The sequence below is a fragment of the Acidovorax sp. Root267 genome (genome assembly GCF_001429215.1).
Taxonomy (GTDB): Bacteria; Pseudomonadota; Gammaproteobacteria; order Burkholderiales; family Burkholderiaceae_C; genus Acidovorax; species Acidovorax radicis.
This window is the reverse complement of sequence record NZ_LMJC01000001.1, coordinates 189,700-213,798: the sequence shown is the minus strand read 5'-3', so window position 1 is coordinate 213,798 and position 24,099 is coordinate 189,700. Positions and strand designations below refer to the sequence as shown.

The window sequence follows — 24,099 nt, the reverse complement described above, 5'->3', positions numbered from 1 at the left end:
GGAGAAAAAGGAGTGCTTGCAGCGCTACGGATTCAGAGGGGCGGAATGGAGTGTCCCTTGGCGCCGGTCAGCGCGCAGAAAAAGCGGCCTCACCTTACCAGAGGGTATCCCGGTCGCGGGACATCGGCCAGGGCAGGGTAAGCACTGATTGGATGGCAGTTGTCGCCTTTGTACATTATTTTCTAATGAACAAACAGTTCATATATGAAGTTACAGACCAAAGGTACTCCATGAGACTGCAAGGCAAAACCATCCTGATCACCGCCGCTGGCCAAGGCATTGGCCGCGCCAGCGCACTGGCCTGTGCCCGCGAAGGCGCTCAGGTCATCGCCACCGACCTCAATCCAGCCTTGCTGGCGCGGCTGGCCCAGGATGGCGCCGGGCTCACGACCCATGTGCTGGATGTGCGCGACAGCGCTGCCGTGGTGGCCCTGGCTGCGCAGCTGCCTGCGCTGGACGGGCTCTTCAATTGCGCGGGCTACGTGCACAACGGCAGCGTGCTTGAATGCGACGAGGCAGCGTGGGACTTCAGCATGGACCTCAACGTCAAAGGGGCCTACCGCGTGGCGCGGGCCTTCCTGCCGGGCATGCTGGCCCGGATGGAGCGCGCGGGCACCAGTGGCTCCATCGTGAACATGGCCTCGATGGCCTCGTCGATCAAAGGCTTCCCGAACCGGTTCGTCTATGGCGCCAGCAAGGCTGCCGTCATCGGCATGAGCAAGTCGATCGCGGCGGATTTCGCCCGCGTGGGCCTGCGCTGCAATGCGCTGTGCCCGGGCACGGTGGACACGCCATCCCTGCGCGAGCGCATCGCGGGCGCTGCCGACCCGGTGCAGGCCGAGAAGGACTTCATCGCGCGCCAGCCGCTGGGCCGCCTGGCGACGGTGGACGACATCGCCCCCCAGGTGGTGTACCTGCTGAGCGACGAGTCGCGCTTCGTGACGGGGCAAGCGGTGCTCGTCGACGGTGGCGTGACCATCTGAGCGGCAACGCCATTCAGCACCGGTAGCCCTGCCCATGACGCGCATCGACTCGCACCAGCACTTCTGGAACCCAGCACGCGGTGACTACACCTGGCTGCGTGCCGATGAGCCCGCGCTTGCGCCGCTGTTGCGTGCGTTTGTGCCGGCCGACCTGGAGCCCACGCTGAACGCCACCGGCACCGTCCGCACCGTGCTCGTTCAGGCGGCCGACTCGGTGGCCGAAACCGAATTTTTGCTGGGCCTGGCCGCAGAGCATGACTTCATCGGCGGTGTGGTCGGCTGGGTAGACCTGAGCCGCAGCGACGCGGCCGCCACGCTGGAGGCGCTGGCGCGGCACCCGCAGTTCAAGGGCGTGCGCCCCATGCTGCAGGACCTGCCGGACGTCGATTGGATCGAGCGCGCGCCGCGTGCAGACGCCGTGCAGGCACTGATTCGGCTGGGCTTGCGCGTGGATGCGCTGGTCAAGCCCGAGCACCTGCCATCGCTGCTGCGCTTCTTGCACGCCTGGCCCGACCTGCAGGTCGTGGTGGACCACGCTGCCAAGCCGCAGCTGGCCCAGGGTTGGCATGCCGACTGGGCACCCCTGTGGCGCCGCTGCATGGCCGAGCTGGCGGCACTGCCGCGCGTGCACTGCAAGTTTTCGGGCCTGCTGACCGAGCTGCAGCCACAGCAGCGCACATCGGCCGAGGCCTGTGTGGCCGCAGTGCGGCCGGTGTGGGATGCGCTGCTCGAAGGATTCGGCCCGACGCGGCTGATGTGGGGCAGCGATTGGCCCGTGGTCACGCTGGCCAGCAGCTATGACCAATGGCTGGCCACCGCCGGCGTGTTGATCGGCCAGTTGCCGCCGGCCGACCAGGACGCGGTGTGGCGCAGCACCGCACAGCGCTTTTATGGCATTGCATGAGGCCCAGGCAGCCATGACATCTCCGCTCATCGAGATCCGCAACCTGTCCAAGGCCTTTGCCGGCGTGCGGGCGCTGGACAAGGCGCGCTTCGAACTCATGCCCGGCGAAGTCCATGCCCTCATGGGCGAGAACGGCGCGGGCAAGTCCACCCTGATGAAGGTGCTGTCCGGCATCTACCCGCGCGATGACGGCGAGGTGCTGGTGAGCGGGCTGCCCGCTGACATCGGCAGCCCGCGCGCCGCCCAGGCGCTGGGCATCGGCATCGTTCACCAGGAGCTCAACCTGATGAACCACCTGAGCGCCGCGCAGAACATCTTCATCGGCCGCGAGCCGCGCCACAGGCTGGGCCTGGTGCTGGACGAGGACGCGCTCAACGCCCAGGCGCGTGCCATCTTCGAGCGCCTGAACCTTCAGCTCGACCCGCGCACGCTGGTGGGCGAGCTCACGGTGGCCAAGCAGCAGATGGTCGAGATCGCCAAGGCGCTGTCGTTCCAGTCGCGGGTGCTCATCATGGACGAGCCGACCGCCGCGCTGAACAACGAAGAAGTCGCCGACCTGTTTCGCATCATCCGCCAGCTCAGGGCCGAGGGCGTGGGCATCGTCTACATCTCGCACAAGATGGACGAGCTGCAGCAGATCGCCGACCGGGTCACGGTGATGCGCGATGGCCAGACCATCGCCACCGTGCCCATGGCGTCGACCAGCGTGGACAGCATCATCGGCATGATGGTCGGCCGCCAGCTCGAAGCCCTGGAAAAGCACGTGCCCGACACCACGGGCAACGAGGTTGTGCTGCAGGTGCGGGGGCTGTGCCGCAAGGCAGCCATCGTGGATGTGGGCTTTGAGCTGCGGCGCGGCGAAATCCTGGGCTTTGCCGGGCTGATGGGCGCGGGGCGCACCGAGGTGGCGCGGGCCATCTTTGGTGCGGACCCCATCGACGCTGGCGAAATCCATGTGCGGGGCCAGCGCGTCACCATCCGTTCGCCGCAGCAGGCGGTGGCGCTGGGCATCGGCTATCTGTCGGAAGACCGCAAGCATTTTGGCCTGGCCACCGGGCTCGACGTCGAGACCAACATCGCCTTGTCGTCCATGCGCTCCTTTGCGCGGGGCGGCATCGTCCTGGACCAGGCCGCCCTGCGCAGCACGGCGCAAGCATACGTGCGCCAGCTGGGCATCAAGACGCCTTCGGTGCAGCAGCAGGTGCGCCTGCTTTCCGGCGGCAACCAGCAAAAGATCGTCATCGCCAAATGGCTGCTGCGCGACTGCGACATCCTGTTCTTCGATGAGCCCACGCGCGGCATCGATGTCGGCGCCAAGGCCGAGATCTACAAGCTCCTGAACGCCCTGGCCGAGCAGGGCAAGGCCATCGTCGTGATCTCTTCCGAGCTGCCCGAGGTGCTGCGCCTGTCGCACCGCGTGCTGGTGATGTGCGAGGGACGCATCACCGGCGAGCTTTCGGCCGCCGATGCCACCCAGGAACGGATCATGGAACTCGCCACCCGGCGGCCCACCACGTTGACGAACTGAAGACCATGCCAAAAGCCACACCAACATTGACGACGCCCACTGCATCGAAGGCCGGCCCCTGGGCCGCGATCAAAGAGCGGCTGTTTCGCGCCGAGACGCGGCAAAAGCTGCTGGCCTTCGCCAGCCTGCTCGCGCTGATGGCGTTCTTCACGGCCGCGTCCGGCAACTTCCTCAAGGCCGACAACATGGTGAGCATCCTGCAGGCCACGGCCGTCAATGGTGTGCTTGCCATTGCCTGCACCTTCGTCATCATCACTTCGGGCATCGACCTGTCGGTGGGCACGCTGATGACCTTCAGCGCCGTGATGGCCGGGGTGGTGCTGACCTACCTGGGGTTGCCGCTGCCCCTGGGCATTGCGGCGGCCATCCTCTCGGGGGCGTTGTGCGGGTTCATCTCGGGCGTGCTGATCGCCAAGCTCAAGATCCCGCCCTTCATTGCCACGCTGGGCATGATGATGCTGCTCAAGGGGCTGTCGCTCGTGATCTCGGGCACCAAGCCCATCTACTTCAACGACACCGAAGGCTTCAGCGCCATCTCGCAGGACTCGCTGATCGGCGAGCTGCTACCGTCGCTGCCCATTCCCAACGCGGTGCTGATCCTCTTCGTCGTGGCGGTGGCGGCCAGTTTCGTTCTGAACAAGACCATGCTGGGCCGCTACACCTTTGCCCTCGGCAGCAACGAAGAGGCTGTGCGCCTGTCCGGGGTGAACGTCGACTTCTGGAAGATCGTCGTCTATTCGGTCAGCGGCGGCATCTGCGGCATTGCCGGGCTGCTGATTGCCTCGCGACTGAATTCGGCGCAGCCCGCGCTGGGGCAGGGCTACGAGCTGGACGCCATCGCGGCGGTGGTCATCGGCGGCACCTCGCTGGCCGGAGGCACCGGCACCATCCTTGGAACCATCATCGGCGCCTTCATCATGAGCGTGCTGACCAACGGGCTGCGCATCATGTCCGTGGCGCAGGAGTGGCAGACCGTGGTCACGGGCGCCATCATCATTTTGGCCGTCTACACCGACATCCTGCGGCGCCGCAGCCGCTGAGGGCCGTCCATCCCGAGTTCCGCTTTTCCCACAACCACTAAAAGGAGACAAACCATGTTCAGCAAACGCGTACTCAGCATCGCCGTGGGCCTAACCATGGCATGGGGCGGCACCACGGCCGCCATGGCCCAGCAGCAACAGCAGGTCTACATACCGCTGGTGTCCAAGGGCTTCCAGCACCAGTTCTGGCAGGCCGTGAAATCGGGCGCCGAACAGGCGGGCAAGGACCTGGATGTGCGCGTCACGTTCGAGGGGCCGGAGTCCGAAGCCATGGTGGACAAGCAGATCGACATGCTGTCCGCAGCGCTTGCCAAGAACCCCAAGGCCATCGGACTGGCCGCACTGGACAGCAAGGCCGCGATCCCGCTTCTGAAAAAGGCCCAGGCCGCCAAGATCCCGGTCGTGGCCTTCGACTCCGGCGTGGACAGCGACATCCCCGTGACCACCGCCACCACCGACAACAAGGCGGCAGCGGCGCTGGCGGCCGACAAGATGGCTGAACTCATCGGCGGTGCGGGCGAGGTGGCACTGGTGGTGCACGACCAGACCAGCCGCACCGGCGTGGACCGGCGCGACGGCTTCGTCGAGCGCATGAAGGCCGCACATCCCAAGATCAAGATCGTGAGCGTGCAGTACGGCGGAGGCGACCACCTCAAGTCCACCGAAATCGCCAAATCCATCCTGCAGGCCTACCCCCAACTCAAGGGCATGTTTGGTGCCAACGAAGGCTCGGTGCTCGGCGTGGTGAATGCGGTGCGCGAAACCAAGCGCAAGCTCGTCGTCATCGGCTACGACTCGGGCAAGCAGCAGAAGGACGCCATCAAGGAAGGCTTGATCGCCGGCTCCATCACGCAGAACCCCGTGGGCATTGGCTACAAGACCGTGGAGGCGGCAGTCAAGGCGCTCAAGGGCGAGAAGCTGCCCAAGGTGATCGACACCGGCTTCTTCTGGTACGACAAGACCAGTATCAACGATCCCAAGATCGCCGCCGTTCTGTACGACTGATGGTCTCTGCGACGGACCGCTTTTTCAACTCGGTGCGTTGCCACCCACAAGGAATTCTTTCGTGAAACTTCTTCGCTACGGCCCTCAGGGCCAGGAAAAGCCCGGCCTGCTCGATGCCCAGGGCCGCGTGCGCGACCTCTCGGGCGTGGTCTCCGATATCGCCGGCGATGTGCTCACGCCCGAGGGGCTGGCACGCATTGCGCAGCTCGATGTGGACTCGCTGCCGCTGGTGGCGGGCACCCCGCAGCAGGACCTGCGCCTGGGGGCCTGCGTGGGCCGCGTGGGAAAGTTCATCTGCATCGGCCTGAACTACGCGGACCACGCGGCAGAGTCCGGCATGCCGGTGCCCGCCGAACCCGTGGTGTTCTCCAAATGGACGAGCGCCATCGTGGGGCCCAACGATGCGGTGGAGATTCCGCGCGGCAGCCAGCGCACCGACTGGGAGGTGGAGCTGGGCGTGGTCATCGGCCAAGGTGGCCGCTACATCAGCGAGGCCGACGCCATGCGGCATGTGGCCGGCTACTGCGTGGTCAACGACGTGTCCGAGCGCGAAGTGCAGCTCGAGCGCGGCGGCGGCCAGTGGGACAAGGGCAAGGGCTGCGACACCTTCGGGCCCACCGGGCCCTGGCTGGTCACTGCCGACGAGGTGCCGGACCCGCAGGTGCTGGACCTGTGGCTGGAGGTCGATGGCCGGCGCTACCAGAACGGGAACACCCGCACCATGGTCTTTGGCGTGGCGCAACTGGTCAGCCACCTGAGCCAGTTCATGAGCCTGCAGCCGGGCGACATCATTTCTACCGGCACCCCGCCCGGCGTGGGACTGGGCCAGAAGCCGCCGGTGTACCTGGTGGCGGGCCAGACCATGCGGCTGGGGATCAGCGGCCTGGGCGAGCAGCAGCAGCGCACCGTGCAGGCCTGAACGCGAGCCGACTTTCCCCGCAAAACCACCGAGCTATGACCACCATTCGATCGATGCGCGTCCTGGACGTGCGCTTCCCCACGTCCGCCCACCTGGACGGCTCCGACGCGATGAACCCCGACCCGGACTATTCGGCCGCCTATGTGGTACTGGAAACCGACCAGCCGGGGCTGGAGGGGCACGGCCTCACGTTCACTATCGGCCGGGGCAACGAGATCTGCTGCGCCGCTATCCGCGCGATGGAGCACTTGGTGGTCGGGCTGGACCTGGCGTGGATCGCCGAGGACATGGGCCGCTTCTGGCGCCATGTCACCTCCGACAGCCAGCTGCGCTGGATCGGCCCTGACAAGGGCGCCATCCATCTGGCCACCGGCGCGGTGGTCAACGCCGCCTGGGACCTGTGGGCCAAGTCGGAGGGCAAGCCGGTGTGGCAACTGGTGGCCGACCTGAGCCCCGAAGAGCTGGTGCGGCTCATCGACTTTCGCTACATCACCGACTGCATCACGCCCGACGAGGCGCTGGCATTGCTGCGCGAGCGCGCCGTGGGCCAGGCCGAGCGCCGCGCCGACCTGCTGGCCCATGGCTACCCCAGCTACACCACGTCTGCCGGCTGGCTGGGCTACGACGATGCCAAGCTGCGCCGACTGGCGCAGGAGGCGGTGGATGCAGGTTTCACCCACATCAAGCTCAAGGTGGGGCGTGACCTGCAGGACGACATCCGCCGCGTGCGCGTGGCCCGCGAGGTGCTGGGCCCCGATCGCAAGCTCATGATCGACGCCAACCAGGTGTGGGAGGTGGGCCAGGCCATCGACTGGCTCCAGGAGCTGGCATTCGCCAAGCCCTGGTTCATCGAGGAACCTACCAGCCCCGACGACATCGAGGGCCACCGCCGCATCCGCGAGGCCGTGAAGGATTCGATGCAGGTGGCCACGGGCGAGATGTGCCAGAACCGCATCATGTTCAAGCAGCTCATCATGCGCGGCGCCATCGATGTGGTGCAGATCGACGCCTGCCGCCTGGGCGGCGTGAACGAGGTGCTGGCCGTGATGCTCATGGCCGCCAAGTACGGCCTCAAGGTATGCCCGCACGCGGGCGGGGTGGGCCTGTGCGAGTACGTGCAGCACTTGTCGATGATCGACTACCTGTGCATCGCGGGCACCAAGGAGGGCCGCGTGATCGAGTATGTGGACCACCTGCACGAGCATTTCGTGGACCCGTGCGTGATCCGCGGCGCAGCCTACATGCCGCCGCAGCGGCCGGGCTACTCCATCGAGATGAAGCCCGAGTCGCTGGCCCGCTACGAGCACCGCGGCTGACCCGCACCCACGCCAGGAGCACCGTATGGACCTGCATCTCAAAGACAAGGTGGTCATCGTGACCGGCGGCGGTGCCGGCATCGGCGGCGCCATCAGCCTGCAGCTGGCGCGCGAAGGGGCGGTGCCCGTGATCCTGGGCCGCCACCCATTGGGCGACGACTTTGCCGCCACGCTGCGTGCGCTGTGCCCCACCTTTGCGTTCTTTGCCCTGGAGCTGGGCGACGAAGCAGCCTGCACGGACGCGGTGGCGCAGACGCTGCGCCGGTTCGGCGGCATCGATGGGCTGGTGAACAACGCCGGTGTGAACGATGGGGTGGACCTCGCGGCCGGCACCGCCGCATTCCGCCGGTCGCTGGAGGACAACCTGGTGCACTGCTACCTGATGGCTCACCTGTGCGTGGAGTCGCTCCAGCAGCGCCAGGGCGCCATCGTCAACATCTCCTCCAAGACCGCGCTCACGGGCCAGGGCGGCACCAGCGGCTACGTGGCTGCCAAGGCGGCGCAGCTGGGGCTCACGCGGGAGTGGGCTGCAGCGCTGGCGCCGCACGGCGTGCGCGTCAACGCGGTGCTGCCGGCCGAAGTGATGACGCCGCTGTATGAGCGCTGGCTGCAGACGCTGCCCGACCCCGCCACCGCACTGCAGCGCATCACCGCGCGCATACCGCTCGGGCACCGCATGACGCGGGACCAGGAGATCGCGGACCTAGTGGTCTTTTTGCTGTCGGACCGCTCGTCCCACACCACCGGGCAGTGGCTGCACCCGGACGGGGGCTATACGCACCTCGACCGCGCATTGCCCTGACCCCTGCACTCCTACCTTCAACCCCAGGAAGCCCCATGCGCCACTGCCTGATGCTCGACCTCCAGGACGACCCCGCCCTGATTGCGCAATACGAGGCGCACCACCGCGCCATCTGGCCCGAGGTGCGGGAGCACCTGCGCGAGCACGGGGTGACGGGCATGGAGATCTTTCGCCTGGGCACGCGGCTGTGCATGTTCATGGAGACGGACGACGCGCGCTTTGACGGCGACCGCATGGCGCAGGCCGAGGCCCTCGATGCCCGTCTGCAAGCCTGGGAAGCACTGATGTGGCGCTTCCAGGCGCCCACGCCATGGACGCCCGCGGGCCGCAAGTGGATGCCGGCGACGCGCATCTTTGATCTGGCGGCGCAGGGCTAGCCGCTTCTACCGAACGTCAAAAACACCCCGTGCGCCGGGCCCCAGCGCACGGGTGGGGCGCCAGCCTGGGCGCACGGTTTGCGGGGCAGACAGCCACCTCTGAACGCATCACGAAGAACTCACCAACGAATGGAGACACACCACCATGAACAGCACATTGAACAAGAACCTAGTCCAGTGAAACCGAGAAATCGGCGGTACGCCGGTGCCCCACGGCGTGCAGGGCAAGGCGCAGGCCGCAGCCAAGGCTGGCCGCCTTGGCAAGGACTGCAACGCCGCCCGGCACGCCGTGGGGCACCGGCCCTAAGGGTGAGGGCCTGGCTGCCCCGCATGCGTCGTTGCCGTGCTCGCCGGGTAACCCACCCGGCTGCGCCCGCCGCCTAGCCTGCGGGGCAGCCAGGCACTCACGTACCGTCGATTTCTCGGTTTCACTGGACTAGCGGTCGCGGCCACGCTGGTGGCTGCGGGCGCATGGCCTCAGCTGGCACAGGCGCAGTCCAGCGTCACCCTCTACGGCCGGGTAGTGGCCGGGGTGGAGCATGTGGACAAGATCGCCAACCCCGCCACAGGCAGCACCGGATCGCTCACGCGGGCGGCGGACAACCAGTGGGGCACCAGCATGCTCGGCTTTAAGGGCACCGAAGACCTGGGTGATGGCCTGAAGGCCGTGTTCCGGCTGGAGGGCGGCTTCAGCGCCCCCAAGGGCGCCACGGGCGATGCCTTCTTCAACCGCCGCAGCTTCGTGGGCCTGTCGAGCCCGGGCTGGGGCACGTTCCAGTTGGGCAAGAACCTGCTCAACAGCAACGATGTCTGGTTTCTGGACCCCACGGGCCAGCAGTTCATGAGCAGCGCCACTCTGGTGCGCGGGCGCAGCTGGCAGGGCGCGAACAATGTGTTCGAGTACACCACGCCGAACTGGGGCGGCTTCACGCTCAATGCCCAGGTGGCCCTGGGCGAGCAGCCTGCATCGGCCAAGCAGTTGCGCAGCGAGGGGCTGTCTGCGGCCTACGTGGCGGGCGACTTGGAACTGCGCGCCATCCACACCAGCCGGCGCGACGGCAATGGCCGCCACAGCGACGTCTATAGCTTCTCCAACGAAACCATGGTGGGCGGCACCTACACCGTGGGCAACGCCAAGCTCTTTGCAGCGATCGACAGCGTCTCGGCCCCCGACGCCGCGGCCGGCACGCCGACCAAGCTGCGCCACGGATGGGTGGGTGTGCGCTACCAGGTCACGCCGCTGCTCACGCTGATCGGAGCGGGCTACCACGTCAGCGCCAACCGGGGCAACGGCAAGGCCACGCTGCTCATGGTGGGTGCAGACTACTACCTGTCCAAGCGGACCTTTGTGTATGCGTCGCTGGGCGGGGTGAGCAACAGCGGATCTGCCAACTACGCTGCGGATGTGACGGTCAACGGGCCGGGGGCAGGCGCCTCGCAGCGCGCCATCTACGCAGGCCTGGGGCATTCGTTCTGACGCTACTGATTGTCTGACATGCGAGGCCGCCCCGGCGGCATTGGGCTGCAGCGTTTGCCGCTGCGGCCCTTTTTTTGACTCTACCTCGCAGATACAGGGGGTGATGTTCGTCGCCGCAGCAGCCCTTCCTCACAGCCCTTCTTAAGCTGGCCCATAGCCAGCGCGTGCGACCATGCCGCCCTGGTACCCGCGTTGCGGTGCCGTTCAAAAGGGCGATGGCATGGTGTGCATTGTGGAATCCTTTGTCTGGGCGCACAGGGTGGCGTGGCATGCGTTGGCTGCCGGGTTGGTGTCGGCCGCGTTGGCGGGGCATGCCGGTGCGCAGGCGCCGCAGCCCGCCGGCACAGCCACAGCGCCCGCCGCACCAGTGTTGCCACGCAGCTTCGACTGGTCGGGCCCGGCCGACGCCATGGCGGCCGCAGCGCTGGGGAAGTTGCGTGGCGCGGCCGAGGTGGGTGTGTGGCACGGTGGCCAGGCACGTTTCGGTACAGCCTACAACCGCGTGGCACAGGCACCTGCCCAGGCGTTGTTTGAAGTGGGCTCCATCAGCAAGGTGTTCACCGGTCTGCTGCTGGCGCAGGCCGTGGAGCGTGGCGACATGGCGCTGGACGACACGTTGGGCGGGTTGCTCAATGGCTCGCCCGCGCTGGCGCCCGTCTTGCCCGCCCCGGTGGCTGCCATCACCCTGCGCCAGCTCGTCACGCACACCTCGTGCCTGCCACGCTTGCCGGCGGACTTCCGCCGCGGTTCGGACGCCGCAAACCCGTACTTGCGGTACGACCGCGCCCGGCTGTGGCAGGCGCTGGCCGATGCGCGTCTCGCCCAGTCGCCGCCGTGTGCCGGCGCATACAGCAACCTCGGCTTTGCGGTGCTGGGCGAGCTGCTGGCCCAGCGCCATGGCAAGCCCTGGGCTGAGCTGGTGCAAGAGCGCATCACCGGCCCGCTGGGCATGCACGACACGGTGCAGTCGCTGGGCGACAAGGCGCCGCGCCTGGCTGTGCCGCATGAGGGCGAGATGCCGGTGTCGGTGTGGGAGTTCGATGCGTTCTCCGGTGCGGGCGCCCTGCGCTCCACGGCGGCCGACATGCTGGTGTTCAGCCGCGCGCTGCTGGCCGGCGCGCAAGGGCCTCTGGGCCCCGCGGCCGAGCGCCTGTTCACGCCGCTGGCGGACCACGACGGCGGCCAGATCGGCTACGCCATCATGCTGCGCGAGCGCGATGGACTGCGCACTTGGCTGCATGGCGGCGGCACGGGGGGCTTTCGCAGCGTATGGCTGCTGGCACCCGACCGGGGCGCAGCGGTGATTGCCCTCGTGGCCAACGCCCAGGCCGCGCAGCAGGATGTGATGACCCCGCTGCTGGCGCAGCGCTACCCCGTGCCGCCCGGCCAGCCCGCCACCGATGCAGCTGCATTGGCACCGTACGAGGGGGTTTACCGCGCGTCGCCTGCGGTGGCCCTGAGCCTGGCCCTGGTGGATGGTCAACTTCAGCTTCGGCCGACTGGCGGTGTGTTCGAGCCGCTGCAGGTGCTGGGGACCGACGCCTTCACGCAGCCCACATCGGGCCGGCAGCTGCGCTTTGAGCGCGACAAGGAAGGGCGGCCCGCGGTGCTGCGCTACACGCGCTTTGGCGCGCGCTTGACGGCCCTGCGTGTAAAGGAGCCCGTGCTGGGCCTCGCGCCGCCACAGTCCGACGAGGTGCTGGCCCCGTACCTGGGCCGCTATCGCCTGCGCGGCGGCACTGTGATGGATGTGCAGGCCACGAGTGGCCGCCTGCAGGTGCGCCTGGGCTCTCAACCGCGCTACACCGTCTACCCGCTGCCTGGGCAGCGCGACCGGTTTGCGTACGACGCGGTGCGGGCGGAGCTGGAGTTTGAGCGTTATTCCAGCGGCGAGGTGCGTGCCGTGGTGCTGCACCAGAACGGGCACTTCCGCGCGCCACGCCTCGAACCGTGATGCGGGTGTTGCGGGTCAGCCGCCCGCACTGATGCCGTCGCTGCGCAGCCGCAGTACCCGGTCGGCCCGGGCTGCCGCCGCGTCGGAATGCGTGACCAGCACCAGCGATGCCCCATGCCCGCGTGTTTGCGCCAGCAGCAGGTCCATCACGCGGGCTGCGGTGGTGGGGTCGAGGTTGCCGGTGGGCTCGTCCGCCAGCAGCAGGGCAGGGCGGTGGACCAGCGCACGGGCGATGGCCACGCGCTGCAGCTGCCCGCCGCTGAGCTGCTGGGGCAGCCGCGCGCCCAGTGCGCCCATGTCCACGGCGTCCAGCATCTGCTGCACGCGCGCCGGGTCGTTCTGGCCCAGCAGCATCAGCGGCAGGGCCACGTTCTGCGCCACGTCCAGGTGCGGCAGCACATGGAAGGCCTGAAAGACAAAACCCACATGGGCACGGCGCCACAGGGCGCGCTCTGTGTCGCCCAACTGGCCCAGGTCGGTGGTGCCGTGCGTGATGCGGCCGGTGTCCCAGGTGTCCAGCCCGGCCAGGCAGTTGAGCAGGGTGGACTTGCCCACGCCCGAGTCGCCCACGATGGCCACGAATTCACCTGCTTCCACGGTGAACTGCACGTTGGAAAACACCGGTGTTTCGCCGTAGTGTTTGCCCAGCTGTTCGGCACGCAGCAGCGTCATGGGGTGATTGGCTCTTGCGAATCCGGCCGCTGCTCCAGCCGCTGCAGCACGGCCTGCACGAGCTGGGCCACCGCGTGGGGCTGGTCGCAGGCGATGGCGTGGCGCCCGTGCATGCTGCGCAGCCAGGTGATCTGGCGCTTGGCGAGCTGGCGTGTGGCGGCAATGCCGCGCTCGCGCAGCAGGCCCATGTTGAGCGGTGTGCCCGGTGCGCGCGTGGCCTGGAAGTCCAGCTCTTCCCATGCCTGGCGGTAGCCCACGCAGCGCATGGAGGGCAGGTCCGGGTGCAGGTCGCCGCGTGCGCGCAGGGCCCGCACTTCGTCGATGAAGCCGCCGGCCAGCATGGCGTCAAAACGCTGGGCAATGCGACCGTGCAGCCAGGCCCGATCGTCGGGCTCCAAGGAAAATAGGGCTCTAGCGCTTATTTCATCAGCGCTAGTAGCTATCTTTTTGATAGTTTGAAAGCTCGACAGCGGTTGACCCGATACCTGCCAAACCTCCAGCGCGCGCTGGATGCGCTGGCTGTCGGCCGGTGCCAGCCGGGCGGCCGTCACAGGGTCTACACGGGCCAGCTCAGCGTGTAATGCGGGCCAGCCCTGCTCGGCCGCCTGGGCTTCCAGCCGCGCACGCACGGCAGGGTCTGCGGCGGGCATGTCGTCGATGCCGTCAAACAGCGCCTTGAAGTACAGCATGGTGCCGCCCACCAGCAGCGGCAGCGCGCCGCGCGCGCGAATCTCGGCGATGAGCCGCGTGGCGTCCTGAACGAACTCCGCCGCGCTGTAGGCCTGCAAGGGATCGCGGATGTCGATGAGGTGGTGCGGCACGGCGGCCAGCTCGTCCGGTGTGGGCTTGGCGGTGCCGATGTCCATGCCCCGGTACACCAGGGCCGAGTCCACGCTGATGATCTCCACCGGCGTGCCCTGCTTGCCCAGTACGGCGGCCAGCGCGAGGGCCCCGGCCGTCTTGCCCGAGGCCGTGGGGCCTGCCAGGGCGACGGCGGGCAGGGTGTTGTGCAACAAGGGCTCAGGCATGCTCACGCGGCGCTCCGAACTTCTGCACCAGTGTCCATGAGATGAGGGCGAGCACCACCGACCAGAACCAGATGCCGTTGACCAGCGGCCACACCGTGCCATCCAGGCGCATGCCCAGCCAGCCACCGATTCCGAACGCGGCCAGCATCATCATGAAGCCGTTGAGTGCGGAGGCCACGCCGGCTGCCTTGGGAAACGGCCCCACCGCCCCGCTTTGCCCGCAGGGCTGGTGGATGCCGTGGCCCAGCATGAACAGGTAGAACGGCAGCAGCAGCGCCCAGGGCTGGTGCCAGCCCATGAAGGCCACGGCGGCCATCAGCGTGCCGCCGCTTGCGCTCAGCGCGCCAGCAATGGCCACCGTGCGCAGCAGGCCCTGGCGTGCCAGCAGGCGCCGGCACAGGAAGGTGCCCGCGAGATACGCCACGCAGGCCGATGCCATGGTCCACCCGAACTGCGTGCGCGTGAGGCCCAGCACGTCGATGAAGACAAACGACGACGCGGCCAGAAAGGTGAACAGGCCGCCATAGGTGGCTGTGGTCTGGAGCGAGAACGCCCAGAAGGTGGGGCTGCGCAAAACCTGCATCCAGGTGCCGACCAGTGCGCGGGGCTGCAGGGCTTGCGGGTTGCGGTGGGCCAGGGTTTCGGGCAGTCGCAGCGCCACCAGCGCCAGCGTGGCCACGGCATACACCGTGAGCGCCATCAGCGCCGCCCGCCAGCCCAGCCATTCACTCAGCAAGCCGCCCAATGGCGCGCAGATGCACGCCACGACGCCGAGGCCGGTGAGCGCCTTGGACATGGCGCGTGCGCCATCGAGCGGGGTGTACAGGTCGCGCACGATGGCCCGGGCGCACATCACCACCGCGCCCATGGCGGCGCCCTGGGCAATGCGCCACACGATGAGCAGCGCCATGGTGGGCGCAAACGCGCTGCCCAGCGAGGCCACGGTGTAGATGCCAAGCCCGGCCAGCAGGATGGGGCGGCGGCCAAAGCGGTCCGACAGCGGCCCCCACACCATTTGCGAGCAGCCAAACGCCAGCAGCAGCCCGCTGAGCGTGAGCTGTGCCGCTGCCATCTGCGCGCCCAGGCTGCGCGTGAGGGCGGGCAATGCGGGCAGGTACAGGTCGGTGGTGACAGGCTGGATGGAAAGCAGCATGGCCAGCACCAGGATGGCCATGCCAGGCTGGATGGAGGCGGAAGCAGCCGCAGGCACGGCGGTGGCGGAGGAGGCAGACATATCTGTCTGAGGGTACCAGATGGGGCATGCAGGCCGGTGCCAGCGGGACCTGTGCGCAGTGGTGCGCATTTGCGCCACATCAACGCGGCGGGCCGCGGGCTTCGCACGCCGCCAGTGGTGCGTGCCGCCGGGCGGCGGCAGGGCCTACTTCAGCTTGAACAGCGAGGCCATCGCCTCGCGGTAGAGGCCCTGGCCCACCGAATTGGTGTTGTGGTGCGAGCCCCCTTCGACCAGGATGAATTGCTTGGGCTCCTGCGCCGCCTCGAACAGCTTGCGACCCAGGGCGGGCTGGATCAGGCTGTCCTGGCTGCCATGCACCACCAGCAGGGGCGAGCCGATCTCGGCCACCTTGCGGACGGATTCGAACCGCTGCGTGATCAGGCCCGACACCGGCAACCAGCCCCACTTGAAGGTGCTGACCACCTCGGGGATGCTGGTGAACGTTCCTTCCACCATGGTGCCCTGTTCGTCGGGCACCTGGCGGGCCAGGTCGATGGCAATGGCACCCCCCAGCGAGTGGCCGAAGATGTAGCGGGGCTTGCCCGGTTGCTGCTGGCCCAGCCAGTCCCACGCTGCGCGGGCGTCTTCTCCGGCGGTCGCCTCGGACGGCAGCGCGGCGCTGCTCTGGCCAAAACCCCGGTAGTCGATGGCCAGCACCGAAAAGCCCAGCTCCTGCATGCGCCGGATGCGGCCGGACGAGCCCGCCACGTTCCAGCGCGCGCCATGGAGGTACAGCAGCACGGGCGCATCGGCACGTTCATGGGCCAGCCACAGGCCATGCAAGCGCTCGGCCTTGCCGCTGGCATCGGACTGGAAGTCGATCCAGACATCCTGCATGTCTGCGGTGGACTGCGCGCCACCCCAGCTGCGGTCGCTGGGCTGGAAGATCCACTCGCGCTGCTTGGCGTCGAGGGTGGCGCAACCCGCCGTCACGGCGATGGCCAAGGTCAGGGAAACCAGGAGGGGGGTGCGCTTCATGATGGAGACAGACTCGGCTTCGCGTCAGAAAGTTCTGACCGGCGAAGCAGGGTTTGTGCCCATTGCGTGCAAATGGGACGAAATGGCGGGTAACGCGCCTTCTTGTCCCATCTTCGGGCGCCTTGCCTTCGGGACCGGGGTTACACCACGCCTTGCGCCAGCATGGCGTCGGCCACCTTCACAAAACCTGCGATGTTGGCGCCGTCCACATAGCTCACCGTGCCGTCGCTGCGCTTGCCATAGCGCAGGCAGGCAGCGTGGATGCCCTGCATGATCTGCAGCAGGCGCGCATCCACCTCTTCGCGCGGCCAGGACAGGCGGGCGGCGTTCTGGCTCATCTCCAGGCCCGAGGTGGCCACACCGCCTGCGTTGCTTGCCTTGCCCGGCGCGTACAGCACGCCCGCAGCCTCAAATGCCTTGGCCGCCTCGATGGTGGAAGGCATGTTGGCGCCCTCGGCCACGCAGACCACCCCGTTCTTGATCAGCACCGCAGCGTTGTTTGCGTCCAGCTCGTTCTGGGTGGCACAGGGCAGGGCCACGTCCACCGGCACATGCCAGGGGCGCACACCGGCTTCAAATTGGGCCCCGGTCCGCGCCGCGTAGTCGCTCACGCGGCCGTACAGGTGGTTCTTCACCTCCATCAGCTCGGCCAGCTTGGCGGGGGTGAATCCGTCCTCGTCCACGATGGTGCCGCTCGAATCCGACACCGTGACCACCTTGGCGCCCAGCTGCAAAGCCTTTTCCACGGCGTATTGCGCCACATTGCCCGAGCCGGAGACCGATACGCGCAGGCCATCCAGTGACCGGCCGGTGGACTTGAGCATCTCTTGCGCAAAGTACACCGTGCCATAGCCGGTGGCTTCAGGCCGGATCAGCGAGCCGCCAAACGACAGCCCCTTGCCGGTGAACACGCAGTCTGCCCGGTTACTGAGCTTTTTCATCATGCCGGCCATGAACCCCACCTCGCGGCCCCCCACGCCAATGTCGCCTGCGGGCACGTCCGTGTTGGCACCCACATGGCGGAACAGCTCGGACACAAAGGCCTGGCAAAAGCGCATGACCTCGCCAGGACTCTTGCCCTTGGGGTCGAAGTCGGAGCCGCCCTTGCCGCCGCCCATGGGCAGCGTGGTCAGGGCGTTCTTGAAGGTCTGCTCGAATGCCAGGAACTTCAGCACCGACAGGTTGACCGATGGATGGAACCGGATGCCGCCCTTATAGGGTCCAATGGCCATGCTGTGCTGGATGCGGTAGCCCCGGTTGACCTGCACGCTGCCATGGTCGTCCACCCAAGAGACGCGGAACATCACGATGCGCTCGGGCTCCACCAGGCGCTCCAGCAGGCCGTGTTCGGCATAGCGGGGGTGTTCTTCGATGAAGGGCCACAGGCTTTCCATCACCTCGGTGACAGCTTGCAGAAACTCGGGCTGTCCCGGGTTGCGAAGGGCGACGTGCGAAAGGAAGCTGCCTGCGGACGCGTGTTTCATGTTTCAAAAGACTTTCAGAAGATCAAGGGCGGTGGCACGCCATGGCGCGCTGCAACATCGAATTATGTTCAAAAGTTATACGTTTATGCGTATGCCTCTGCACAATGGTGGGGAATGTGGCGAGACAGTTGCCACTTTCTGGTGCGGATGGTGGCGGCACAGGGCTGTCACCGGTTCGTAATGGGGGCGTCACGGCCTTGTCACAGGCCGAGCCCACAGTTCGGCGGTTCTAAACACAACGAGGAGAAGAGCATGCACATTTCTGGTGCGAAGTTGGGTGCGCTGGCCTTGCTGGCCACGCTGGCAGCTTGTGGAGGCAACGATGACAACCCCTATCCCACTTTGAATGGCGACAAGCCGCTGGTGATTGGCCACCGTGGTGCTGCCGGTTACCTGCCCGACCACACCCTGGAGGGCTACAAGCGGGCCATCGACATGGGCGCCGATTTCATCGAGCCCGACCTGGTGGCCACCAAGGACGGCGTGCTGATTGCCCGCCACGAGCCCAACATCACCGGTACCACCGACGTGTCCACGCGCGCCGAATTTGCGAGCCGCAAGACCAAGAAAATGGTGGACGGCGTGGAAGAGGAGGGCTGGTTTGTCTCTGACTTCACCCTGGCCGAAATCAAGACCCTGCGAGCCGTGCAGCCCCTGGCCGACCGCGACCAGTCGCACAACGGCAAGTACCAGATCCCCACTCTGGAAGAAGTGCTGGACCTCGCCAAGAGCGAAGGCACCAAGGCCGGCCGCAGCGTGGGCGTGTACCCGGAGACCAAGCACCCCACCTTCCATTCAAAACTGGGCCTGCCACTGGAAGACCGCCTGCTGGCCGTCCTGGCCAAGTACGGCTACACCTCCAAGACCTCGCCGGTGATCGTGCAGTCGTTCGAGGTGTCCAACCTCAAGTACCTGCGCACCAAGACGCAGATCCGCCTGGTGCAACTGGTGGACGCGAACGATGTGAACCCCGACGGCAGCATGGACCTGACCGCACCCTACGACAAACCGTACGACTTTGCCGTGGCCGGCGACACGCGCACCTTTGCCAGCCTGCTGACGCCAGTGGGCCTCAAGGAAGTCAAGACCTATGCCGACGGCATTGGCCCCTGGAAGCCCTACCTCATCCCCTCCAAGCAGGTGGATGCCAACAAGGACGGCAAGGCCGACGACCTCAATGGCGACGGCAAGATCGACGAGCGCGACCGCGTGATGATGCCCGCCACCGACGTGGTGAAGAACGCCCACGCCGCAGGCCTGCTGGTGCACCCCTACACTTTCCGCAGCGAGGCCAAACGCCTGGCCTCGGACTTCAAGGGCGACCCCAAGGCCGAATACAAGCTGTTTTACCAACTGGGCGTGGACGGCGTGTTCAGCGACTTCCCCGATACCGCCAAGGCAGCGCGCGACAACTGAGCGACCTGAGGTGTGGGCCCACGCGCATCCGATCCAAAAAAGCCTGCACCTGCAGGCTTTTTTTGTTTCCTCGGGGCCATGGCTTGGCCCCGTGCCGCGTATGGCGCCTTCGCGCCGGATCGGGCCACAATGTGGCCGGTGCGGGGGCATCGCTGTCCTGCGCCTTCCGTGGGTTTGCTTCTTTCCACCCTTTGATTGATGAATGGCACCGCTATGTCCACAACTCCGATCTTCCGCACTACGTTGCGCTCCCTGGCCGTCACAGTGGCTGCGCTGGTCTTTGCCAGTTCTGCCTTGGCGGCCGATGTCCTGCAGGGCATTGAGAAGCTGCTGGCCGACGCCCAGCAGCAGCGGCACAGCGTCACCCTGTATGTGGGCGGCCAGTCGGTGGGCGGCGCTGTCACGCGCCTGGAGCCCGGCCAATGGGTGGAATTGCGCAACCAGCAGTTTGGCCGGATCCTGGTGCGGCTTGACCGTATCGACGCCGTGGCCACCCAATGAATGAAGGCGCGTTGCAGGGTAGCCGGGCCAACGTGCCGTCCGGCGACCATGCGCGCGCAGCACTTCCTCGCAGCCCGTGGGATCAGGCCGCTGCCGGTACTCCCCCGATGTTTCCGTCGGCCAGGGGCATGTCCATCCAGGCCCGCATGAGTGGGACCTGTTTGCGCAGCCAGTGGGTGGGCATCGCCTGCGTACCCCACACAGGAATGCGCCCCGCGTATTCGCCCATCACCCAGAACTGCCGCACCGCAAGGCAGGGTGCTATGGCCGCCAGGTCCACCTCTGGCACTGTGCGCACGCTGGTGTAGCCGGCCAGATAGCGGCGCCAGCGCTCCTGCGTGGCGGCCGATGTGGGGGTTTCCAGGCTGCGCGGCAGCAGCACCCACAGGTACACGCTCAACTCGTAGGCCAGCAGGCCCGGGCCGGTGTCGTCAAAGTCAAAGAACGCGGCCACACGGCGACCTTCGCCTGTGCCATGCGGCCCGTCGGACATGAAGTTGTTGCTGCCGTGGCAGTCGCCATGGCAACGCACGTGGGTCAGGCCGTGCAGTGTGGCAAAGCGTTCGTGCAGATCACGGGCCAGTGCAGAAAACTCGCGTGCCAGCGGCCCGTCCACCGTGGGCGCTTGCAGCATCCGCTCCAACGATGCGTCCAGCAGTTCGGGCAGATCCAGCACGTAGCGGCTTGCCGGGCCCGCGTAGTCCTGTGCTGCGGTGTGCAACTGCGCCAGCCCCCGGCCGGTGGCTTCGATGTCCACCAGCGATTCGCCGGGAGGATCGCCCGGCAGAAAGTCAAACAGCATCAGGGCGCGCGGCCCCTCGGGCAAGCTGAGTACCAGGCTGAATGTTCCATCTCCTGCAGCCAACGGCGCTGCCACTGGAATGCCCCGGGCTTGCAGGTGCAGGAGCAGGGCGGTTTCGTACGCGATGTTGGGCTCGCCACGCGGCCTCTCGGCGCTCAGGCGCGCGATGGTGTGGCGGCCATTGTCAAAGTGCAGCTCGTACACCTGGTTGAAGCCACGCCGCATCAGCACGCAGTGTTTTACGGGCCCGAGCGCCCAGAAGGACACGACGGCCTGCGCAATGGCCTCGCCCGTGGGTGTGGTCTGCGCGATGGATTGGGCGTTGAGTGCAAACATGAAAGGGCCAGCCAGAGGTGTGGGGCGGCCGATTCTGCCCGTGTCTGCGTCTTTGGAGCTTAACGCCAGCCAAAGGCTGGGATGGGCTCAACCGGTGGTGGCCGGGCACCCGTTAACGGCCGCGCAAAAACAACGCGTCCAGCTCCTTCATCGACAGCTGCCGCCACGTTGGCCTTCCGTGGTTGCACTGGTCCGACCGGTCCGTGGTTTCCATTTGCCGCAGAAGGGCATTCATCTCGTCGATGGTGAGCTTGCGGTTGGCGCGCACGGCGCCGTGGCAAGCCATGGTGCCCAACTTTGTAGCAGGCTTTCCGTCTTCCGTGGCACACGTCAAGCCGCAGGCAGGGATTTGCCAAGCGGGTGTGGGTTGTCCGCTTGGACGGACGGAGTTGCATTTCGATCAAATGGTTGACGTCATATATATAAATAACCTATTTGATTCGCTGTGTGATTTTAAATTGGAGTTCAATTTGAAAATCAATAGAATTTCTTGGAGAACTTATCAATATATCTAATCAATAAGCGTCTGTCTTGATGGTCTTTGATGTTTGGGAGGATATTTTCTAAAAATTTCTCCCCTTCTGCCTTTTTGTCAAATCCATACAAAAGTCCAGCGTACTCGATTTTTCTCATTATGCTGGTTTTTTTGGATTTGGCATGCAATAGCCAAAGATTCAATGTGGCATCCGCAGATTCGTATATGTTGACGTATTTTTCAAAGTTTTCAAGAAAATCAGTCGAAATTTGGTCTGCAAAAGACTTTCCATCAATTTCATTTGAAATTTCCCACCAGTCATCTGTCCATGAACCATTTGGGGAGAATTTATAAAACCGAAATTGAACGTCCGGTTGGTTTTTTTGCCAATAATTTTCAGGATTTCTGTTTATCCAGTCAAGCGCATCAATGAAAATATTCAATTCAACGGTGAATGTAATCTTGTCTTTTGTTGTTGTAACGCTCTTTTTAATATTCACACAGGCCGTGCCAATCGCACATTTACGAAAAAATTTCGTTCGTCCTTTTTTTGAAAAATTTAAAGCGTGCACTTTTTCAAAAAGAAATATGCACAGCTCGTCAAATACTGCCTGAGGGGATTTCATTAGCTTCGTGCTGACATGTTTTGGGAATTCATCGTCGGCAAATCACTATCCCAAAAATGTGTTGGCGTGTTGACCCGGAGACGTCCCGCATTCTGGTTCATGCGGCTTGCAACGAGGCTGGCCGACCTTTTACCGCCCCCGCAAAAACAACCCATCCAGCTCCTTCATCGACAGCTGCCGCCACGTCGGCCTTCCGTGGTTGCACTGGTCCGACCGGTCCGTGGTTTCCATTTGCCGCAGAAGGGCGTTCATCTCGTCGATGGTGAGCTTGCGGTTGGCGCGCACGGCGCCGTGGCAGGCCATGGTGCCCAGGATTTCATTGCGGGCGCGTTGCACCACCGTGGTGGCGTCGTGTGCGGCCAGTTCGGCCAGCACGCTGCGGGCCAATTCCACGGGGTCGCCCTGGGCCAGCGTGGTGGGCACGGCGCGCACGGCCAGGGTTTTGGGGGAGAAAGGCACGACCTCCAGGCCCAGCGTGGCCAGCACCTCGGCCGACTCTTCGGCGGTAGCCACTTCCTGCGGGGTGGCGGCAAAGGTGGCGGGGATCAGCAGGGGCTGGCTCGCAATGCGGGCGCCGCTGTCCACCTGGGATTTCAGGCGCTCGTAGACGATGCGTTCGTGCGCGGCGTGCATGTCCACGATGACCATGCCTTGGGCGTTTTCAGCCAGGATGTACACACCGTGTAACTGGGCCACGGCCTTGCCCAGCGGCCAGGCGGTGTCGTTTCCGCCCTGGCCCTGGGGCCAGGCGGCTTCATGTCCGGTATTGTTGCTGGGCCAGGCCACAGCGTCTGCTGCGGCAGTGGGGATAGATGAGGCGGGCGCAAAGGGCTGCGGCATGGCGTCTGCCTCAGCGGTGTTGGCCGCAGTGCCCCAGCTCACGAAGGGTGCAGCGGGGCCAGAAGGCGCGGTGGCTGCGTTGTCTTTCCGGGGCCCCCACAGGGCCTGCAGGTCGGCCACATGGTGGCCACGTTCTTCAAATTTGATAGCTGCTTGCGCTTGCCAGTTGTGCGCCAGGGGCTGATTTGGCTTGAAATTTTCGATGCTGCCCTGTGTCGAAGAGCCTGAGTCTGCTGATGCGGCAGCCCCTGCTGCTGCCAGCGCGGCGGCGCGGGGCGCGGCCAGCGCGTTTTCCACGGCGTGGCGCACGGCCTGGTGCACCTCGCGGCTGTCTCTGAAGCGCACTTCGATCTTGGTGGGGTGCACGTTCACGTCCACGCGGGCCGGGTCGATCTCGACATACAGCGCATAAATGGGTTGCTTGTGGCCGTGCAGCACGTCTTCGTACGCGCTGCGGGCGGCGTGGGTGAGCACCTTGTCGCGCACGAAGCGGCCGTTGACGTAGCAATACTGGTGGTCGGGGCGCGAGCGGGCGGCGTCGGGCAGGCCTGCGCGGCCGGTGACGGTGACAGGGCCCACGCGGTGCTGTACGGCAACCGATTGCGTGACGAAGTCTTCGCCCAGCACGTCCGACAGGCGGCGGGCCAATGCGTCCTGGGCATCGCCTTGGCCGGGGACAAAGGTGGCGCGCCATTGCTCCACCAGCTTGCCTTCGTGCCAGATGGCAAAGCCCACATCGGGCCGCGCCAGGGCATGGCGGCGCACCGATTCAATGCAGTGGGCCAGCTCGGTGGCGTCGGTCTTCAGGAACTTGCGGCGCGCCGGGGTGGAGAAGAACAGTTCCTTCACCTCCACCGTCGTGCCGGTGCTGCGTGCGGCGGGGCGCAGTTCGCCGCTGCGGGCGTCCAGCAGGAACGCGCTGGCCTGTGCGGCCGGGCGCGAGAGCAGGGCCATCTCCGACACCGAGGCAATCGCCGCCAGCGCCTCGCCCCGAAAGCCCATGGTGGCCACGGTTTCCAGGTCGTTGAGGTTGGTGATCTTGCTGGTGGCGTGGCGGCGCAGGGCCACGGGAAGTTCTTCGTGGGGAATGCCGCCGCCATCGTCTTCCACGGTGATCAGGCGCACGCCGCCGGCCGACAGGCGCACGGTGATCTGCGTGGCGCCCGCATCGAGCGCGTTGTCCACCAGCTCGCGCACCACCGAGGCGGGGCGCTCCACCACTTCGCCCGCAGCAATCTGGCTGATCAGCTCGTCGGGCAGGTCGCGGATGGGGCGGCGGGTGGCGGGGGGGGCAGGCTGTGCCGCAGCGAGGGTGGGGGTGGTGTCGTTCACCCGGCAGATTTTAGGGCGAGGGCTGTGCAGGGGCATCGGGCGATGGGAATCGACCGATGGGGATAATGCC

At 66.1% G+C, this 24,099-nt stretch carries 22 protein-coding genes; 13 read left to right on the top strand and 9 right to left on the bottom strand.

Translation table 11 applies throughout. The features are described from left to right. Positions 1-230: 230 nt before the first annotated feature. The 11 genes from ASE39_RS00885 (at position 231) to ASE39_RS00835 (ending at position 12,305) form a co-directional block, all read left to right on the top strand. The gene (locus ASE39_RS00885; RefSeq protein WP_057269909.1) at positions 231-983 is read left to right on the top strand and encodes an SDR family oxidoreductase; all 753 of its coding nucleotides are present in this window, start codon (positions 231-233) and stop codon (positions 981-983) included. Between the two features lie 34 nt (positions 984-1,017). Next, positions 1,018-1,887, top strand: coding sequence for an amidohydrolase family protein (locus ASE39_RS00880; protein ID WP_057269908.1), 870 nt, complete (start codon positions 1,018-1,020; stop codon positions 1,885-1,887). Positions 1,888-1,900: 13 nt separating this feature from the next. Beyond that, positions 1,901-3,415: a sugar ABC transporter ATP-binding protein gene (locus ASE39_RS00875; RefSeq protein ID WP_057269907.1), complete on the top strand. Its 1,515-nt coding sequence runs from the start codon at positions 1,901-1,903 to the stop codon at positions 3,413-3,415. Positions 3,416-3,420: 5 nt separating this feature from the next. Continuing rightward, entirely contained in the window at positions 3,421-4,455 is a 1,035-nt protein-coding gene (locus ASE39_RS00870; protein WP_181147570.1) for an ABC transporter permease, read from the top strand. A gap of 54 nt (positions 4,456-4,509) precedes the next feature. Further along, positions 4,510-5,460, top strand: a complete 951-nt coding sequence (locus ASE39_RS00865) for an ABC transporter substrate-binding protein (protein ID WP_010463966.1) — start codon at positions 4,510-4,512, stop codon at positions 5,458-5,460. A 61-nt stretch (positions 5,461-5,521) separates the two neighbouring features. Continuing rightward, on the top strand, positions 5,522-6,379 hold the full coding sequence (locus tag ASE39_RS00860; RefSeq protein WP_057269906.1) for an ureidoglycolate lyase: 858 nt from the start codon (positions 5,522-5,524) through the stop codon (positions 6,377-6,379). 35 nt (positions 6,380-6,414) lie between these two features. Continuing rightward, a complete protein-coding gene (locus ASE39_RS00855) occupies positions 6,415-7,695 on the top strand; it encodes an L-fuconate dehydratase (RefSeq protein ID WP_057269905.1) in 1,281 nt (426 codons plus the stop codon). A 25-nt stretch (positions 7,696-7,720) separates the two neighbouring features. Beyond that, positions 7,721-8,497: an SDR family oxidoreductase gene (locus tag ASE39_RS00850; RefSeq protein WP_057226933.1), complete on the top strand. Its 777-nt coding sequence runs from the start codon at positions 7,721-7,723 to the stop codon at positions 8,495-8,497. Positions 8,498-8,532: 35 nt separating this feature from the next. Further along, on the top strand, positions 8,533-8,874 hold the full coding sequence (locus tag ASE39_RS00845) for an L-rhamnose mutarotase (RefSeq protein WP_010463970.1): 342 nt from the start codon (positions 8,533-8,535) through the stop codon (positions 8,872-8,874). Between the two features lie 457 nt (positions 8,875-9,331). After that, a complete protein-coding gene (locus tag ASE39_RS00840; protein ID WP_242421335.1) occupies positions 9,332-10,351 on the top strand; it encodes a porin in 1,020 nt (339 codons plus the stop codon). A 232-nt stretch (positions 10,352-10,583) separates the two neighbouring features. Beyond that, positions 10,584-12,305: a serine hydrolase gene (locus tag ASE39_RS00835; RefSeq protein WP_158004229.1), complete on the top strand. Its 1,722-nt coding sequence runs from the start codon at positions 10,584-10,586 to the stop codon at positions 12,303-12,305. A 15-nt stretch (positions 12,306-12,320) separates the two neighbouring features. Here ASE39_RS00835 and ASE39_RS00830 read toward each other — a convergent pair whose 3' ends face one another. The 5 genes from ASE39_RS00830 to gdhA form a co-directional block, all read right to left on the bottom strand. After that, a complete protein-coding gene (locus ASE39_RS00830; RefSeq protein ID WP_010463973.1) occupies positions 12,321-12,977 on the bottom strand; it encodes an ABC transporter ATP-binding protein in 657 nt (218 codons plus the stop codon). Beyond that, positions 12,974-14,005: a tRNA (adenosine(37)-N6)-dimethylallyltransferase MiaA gene (miaA, locus tag ASE39_RS00825; protein ID WP_057269902.1), complete on the bottom strand. Its 1,032-nt coding sequence runs from the start codon at positions 14,003-14,005 to the stop codon at positions 12,974-12,976. The genes ASE39_RS00830 and miaA overlap by 4 nt, the downstream gene beginning before the upstream one ends. Then, positions 13,998-15,239 carry a multidrug effflux MFS transporter gene (locus ASE39_RS00820; RefSeq protein ID WP_010463975.1) on the bottom strand — a complete coding sequence of 414 codons (1,242 nt, stop codon included), beginning with the start codon at positions 15,237-15,239 and terminating at the stop codon, positions 13,998-14,000. The genes miaA and ASE39_RS00820 overlap by 8 nt, the downstream gene beginning before the upstream one ends. A 144-nt stretch (positions 15,240-15,383) precedes the next feature. Beyond that, a complete protein-coding gene (locus tag ASE39_RS00815) occupies positions 15,384-16,217 on the bottom strand; it encodes an alpha/beta fold hydrolase (protein ID WP_010463976.1) in 834 nt (277 codons plus the stop codon). Positions 16,218-16,357: 140 nt separating this feature from the next. Further along, positions 16,358-17,701, bottom strand: coding sequence for an NADP-specific glutamate dehydrogenase (gene gdhA, locus ASE39_RS00810; RefSeq protein WP_010463977.1), 1,344 nt, complete (start codon positions 17,699-17,701; stop codon positions 16,358-16,360). A 252-nt stretch (positions 17,702-17,953) separates the two neighbouring features. Between gdhA and ASE39_RS00805 the strand changes: the two genes are divergently transcribed. Together ASE39_RS00805 and ASE39_RS00800 are read left to right on the top strand one after the other, a co-directional pair. After that, positions 17,954-19,117, top strand: a complete 1,164-nt coding sequence (locus tag ASE39_RS00805; protein WP_057269901.1) for a glycerophosphodiester phosphodiesterase — start codon at positions 17,954-17,956, stop codon at positions 19,115-19,117. A gap of 213 nt (positions 19,118-19,330) precedes the next feature. Then, on the top strand, positions 19,331-19,618 hold the full coding sequence (locus ASE39_RS00800; RefSeq protein ID WP_140426652.1) for a hypothetical protein: 288 nt from the start codon (positions 19,331-19,333) through the stop codon (positions 19,616-19,618). Positions 19,619-19,700: 82 nt separating this feature from the next. Here the strand turns inward: ASE39_RS00800 and ASE39_RS00795 are convergent, their stop codons facing one another. The 4 genes from ASE39_RS00795 to mutL all read right to left on the bottom strand — a co-directional run bounded on the left by ASE39_RS00795 (position 19,701) and on the right by mutL (position 24,029). Further along, complete coding sequence (locus ASE39_RS00795; protein WP_057269899.1) at positions 19,701-20,756, bottom strand: phosphotransferase; 1,056 nt, start codon at positions 20,754-20,756, stop codon at positions 19,701-19,703. Positions 20,757-20,868: 112 nt separating this feature from the next. After that, entirely contained in the window at positions 20,869-21,042 is a 174-nt protein-coding gene (locus tag ASE39_RS00790) for a hypothetical protein (RefSeq protein ID WP_199864238.1), read from the bottom strand. Positions 21,043-21,233: 191 nt separating this feature from the next. Then, a complete protein-coding gene (locus ASE39_RS25555) occupies positions 21,234-21,857 on the bottom strand; it encodes a DUF4304 domain-containing protein (protein WP_082615280.1) in 624 nt (207 codons plus the stop codon). Positions 21,858-21,986: 129 nt separating this feature from the next. After that, positions 21,987-24,029 (bottom strand): DNA mismatch repair endonuclease MutL, encoded by a 2,043-nt coding sequence (mutL, locus tag ASE39_RS00785; protein WP_057269897.1) that lies wholly within the window; start codon positions 24,027-24,029, stop codon positions 21,987-21,989. Positions 24,030-24,099: the final 70 nt, after the last annotated feature.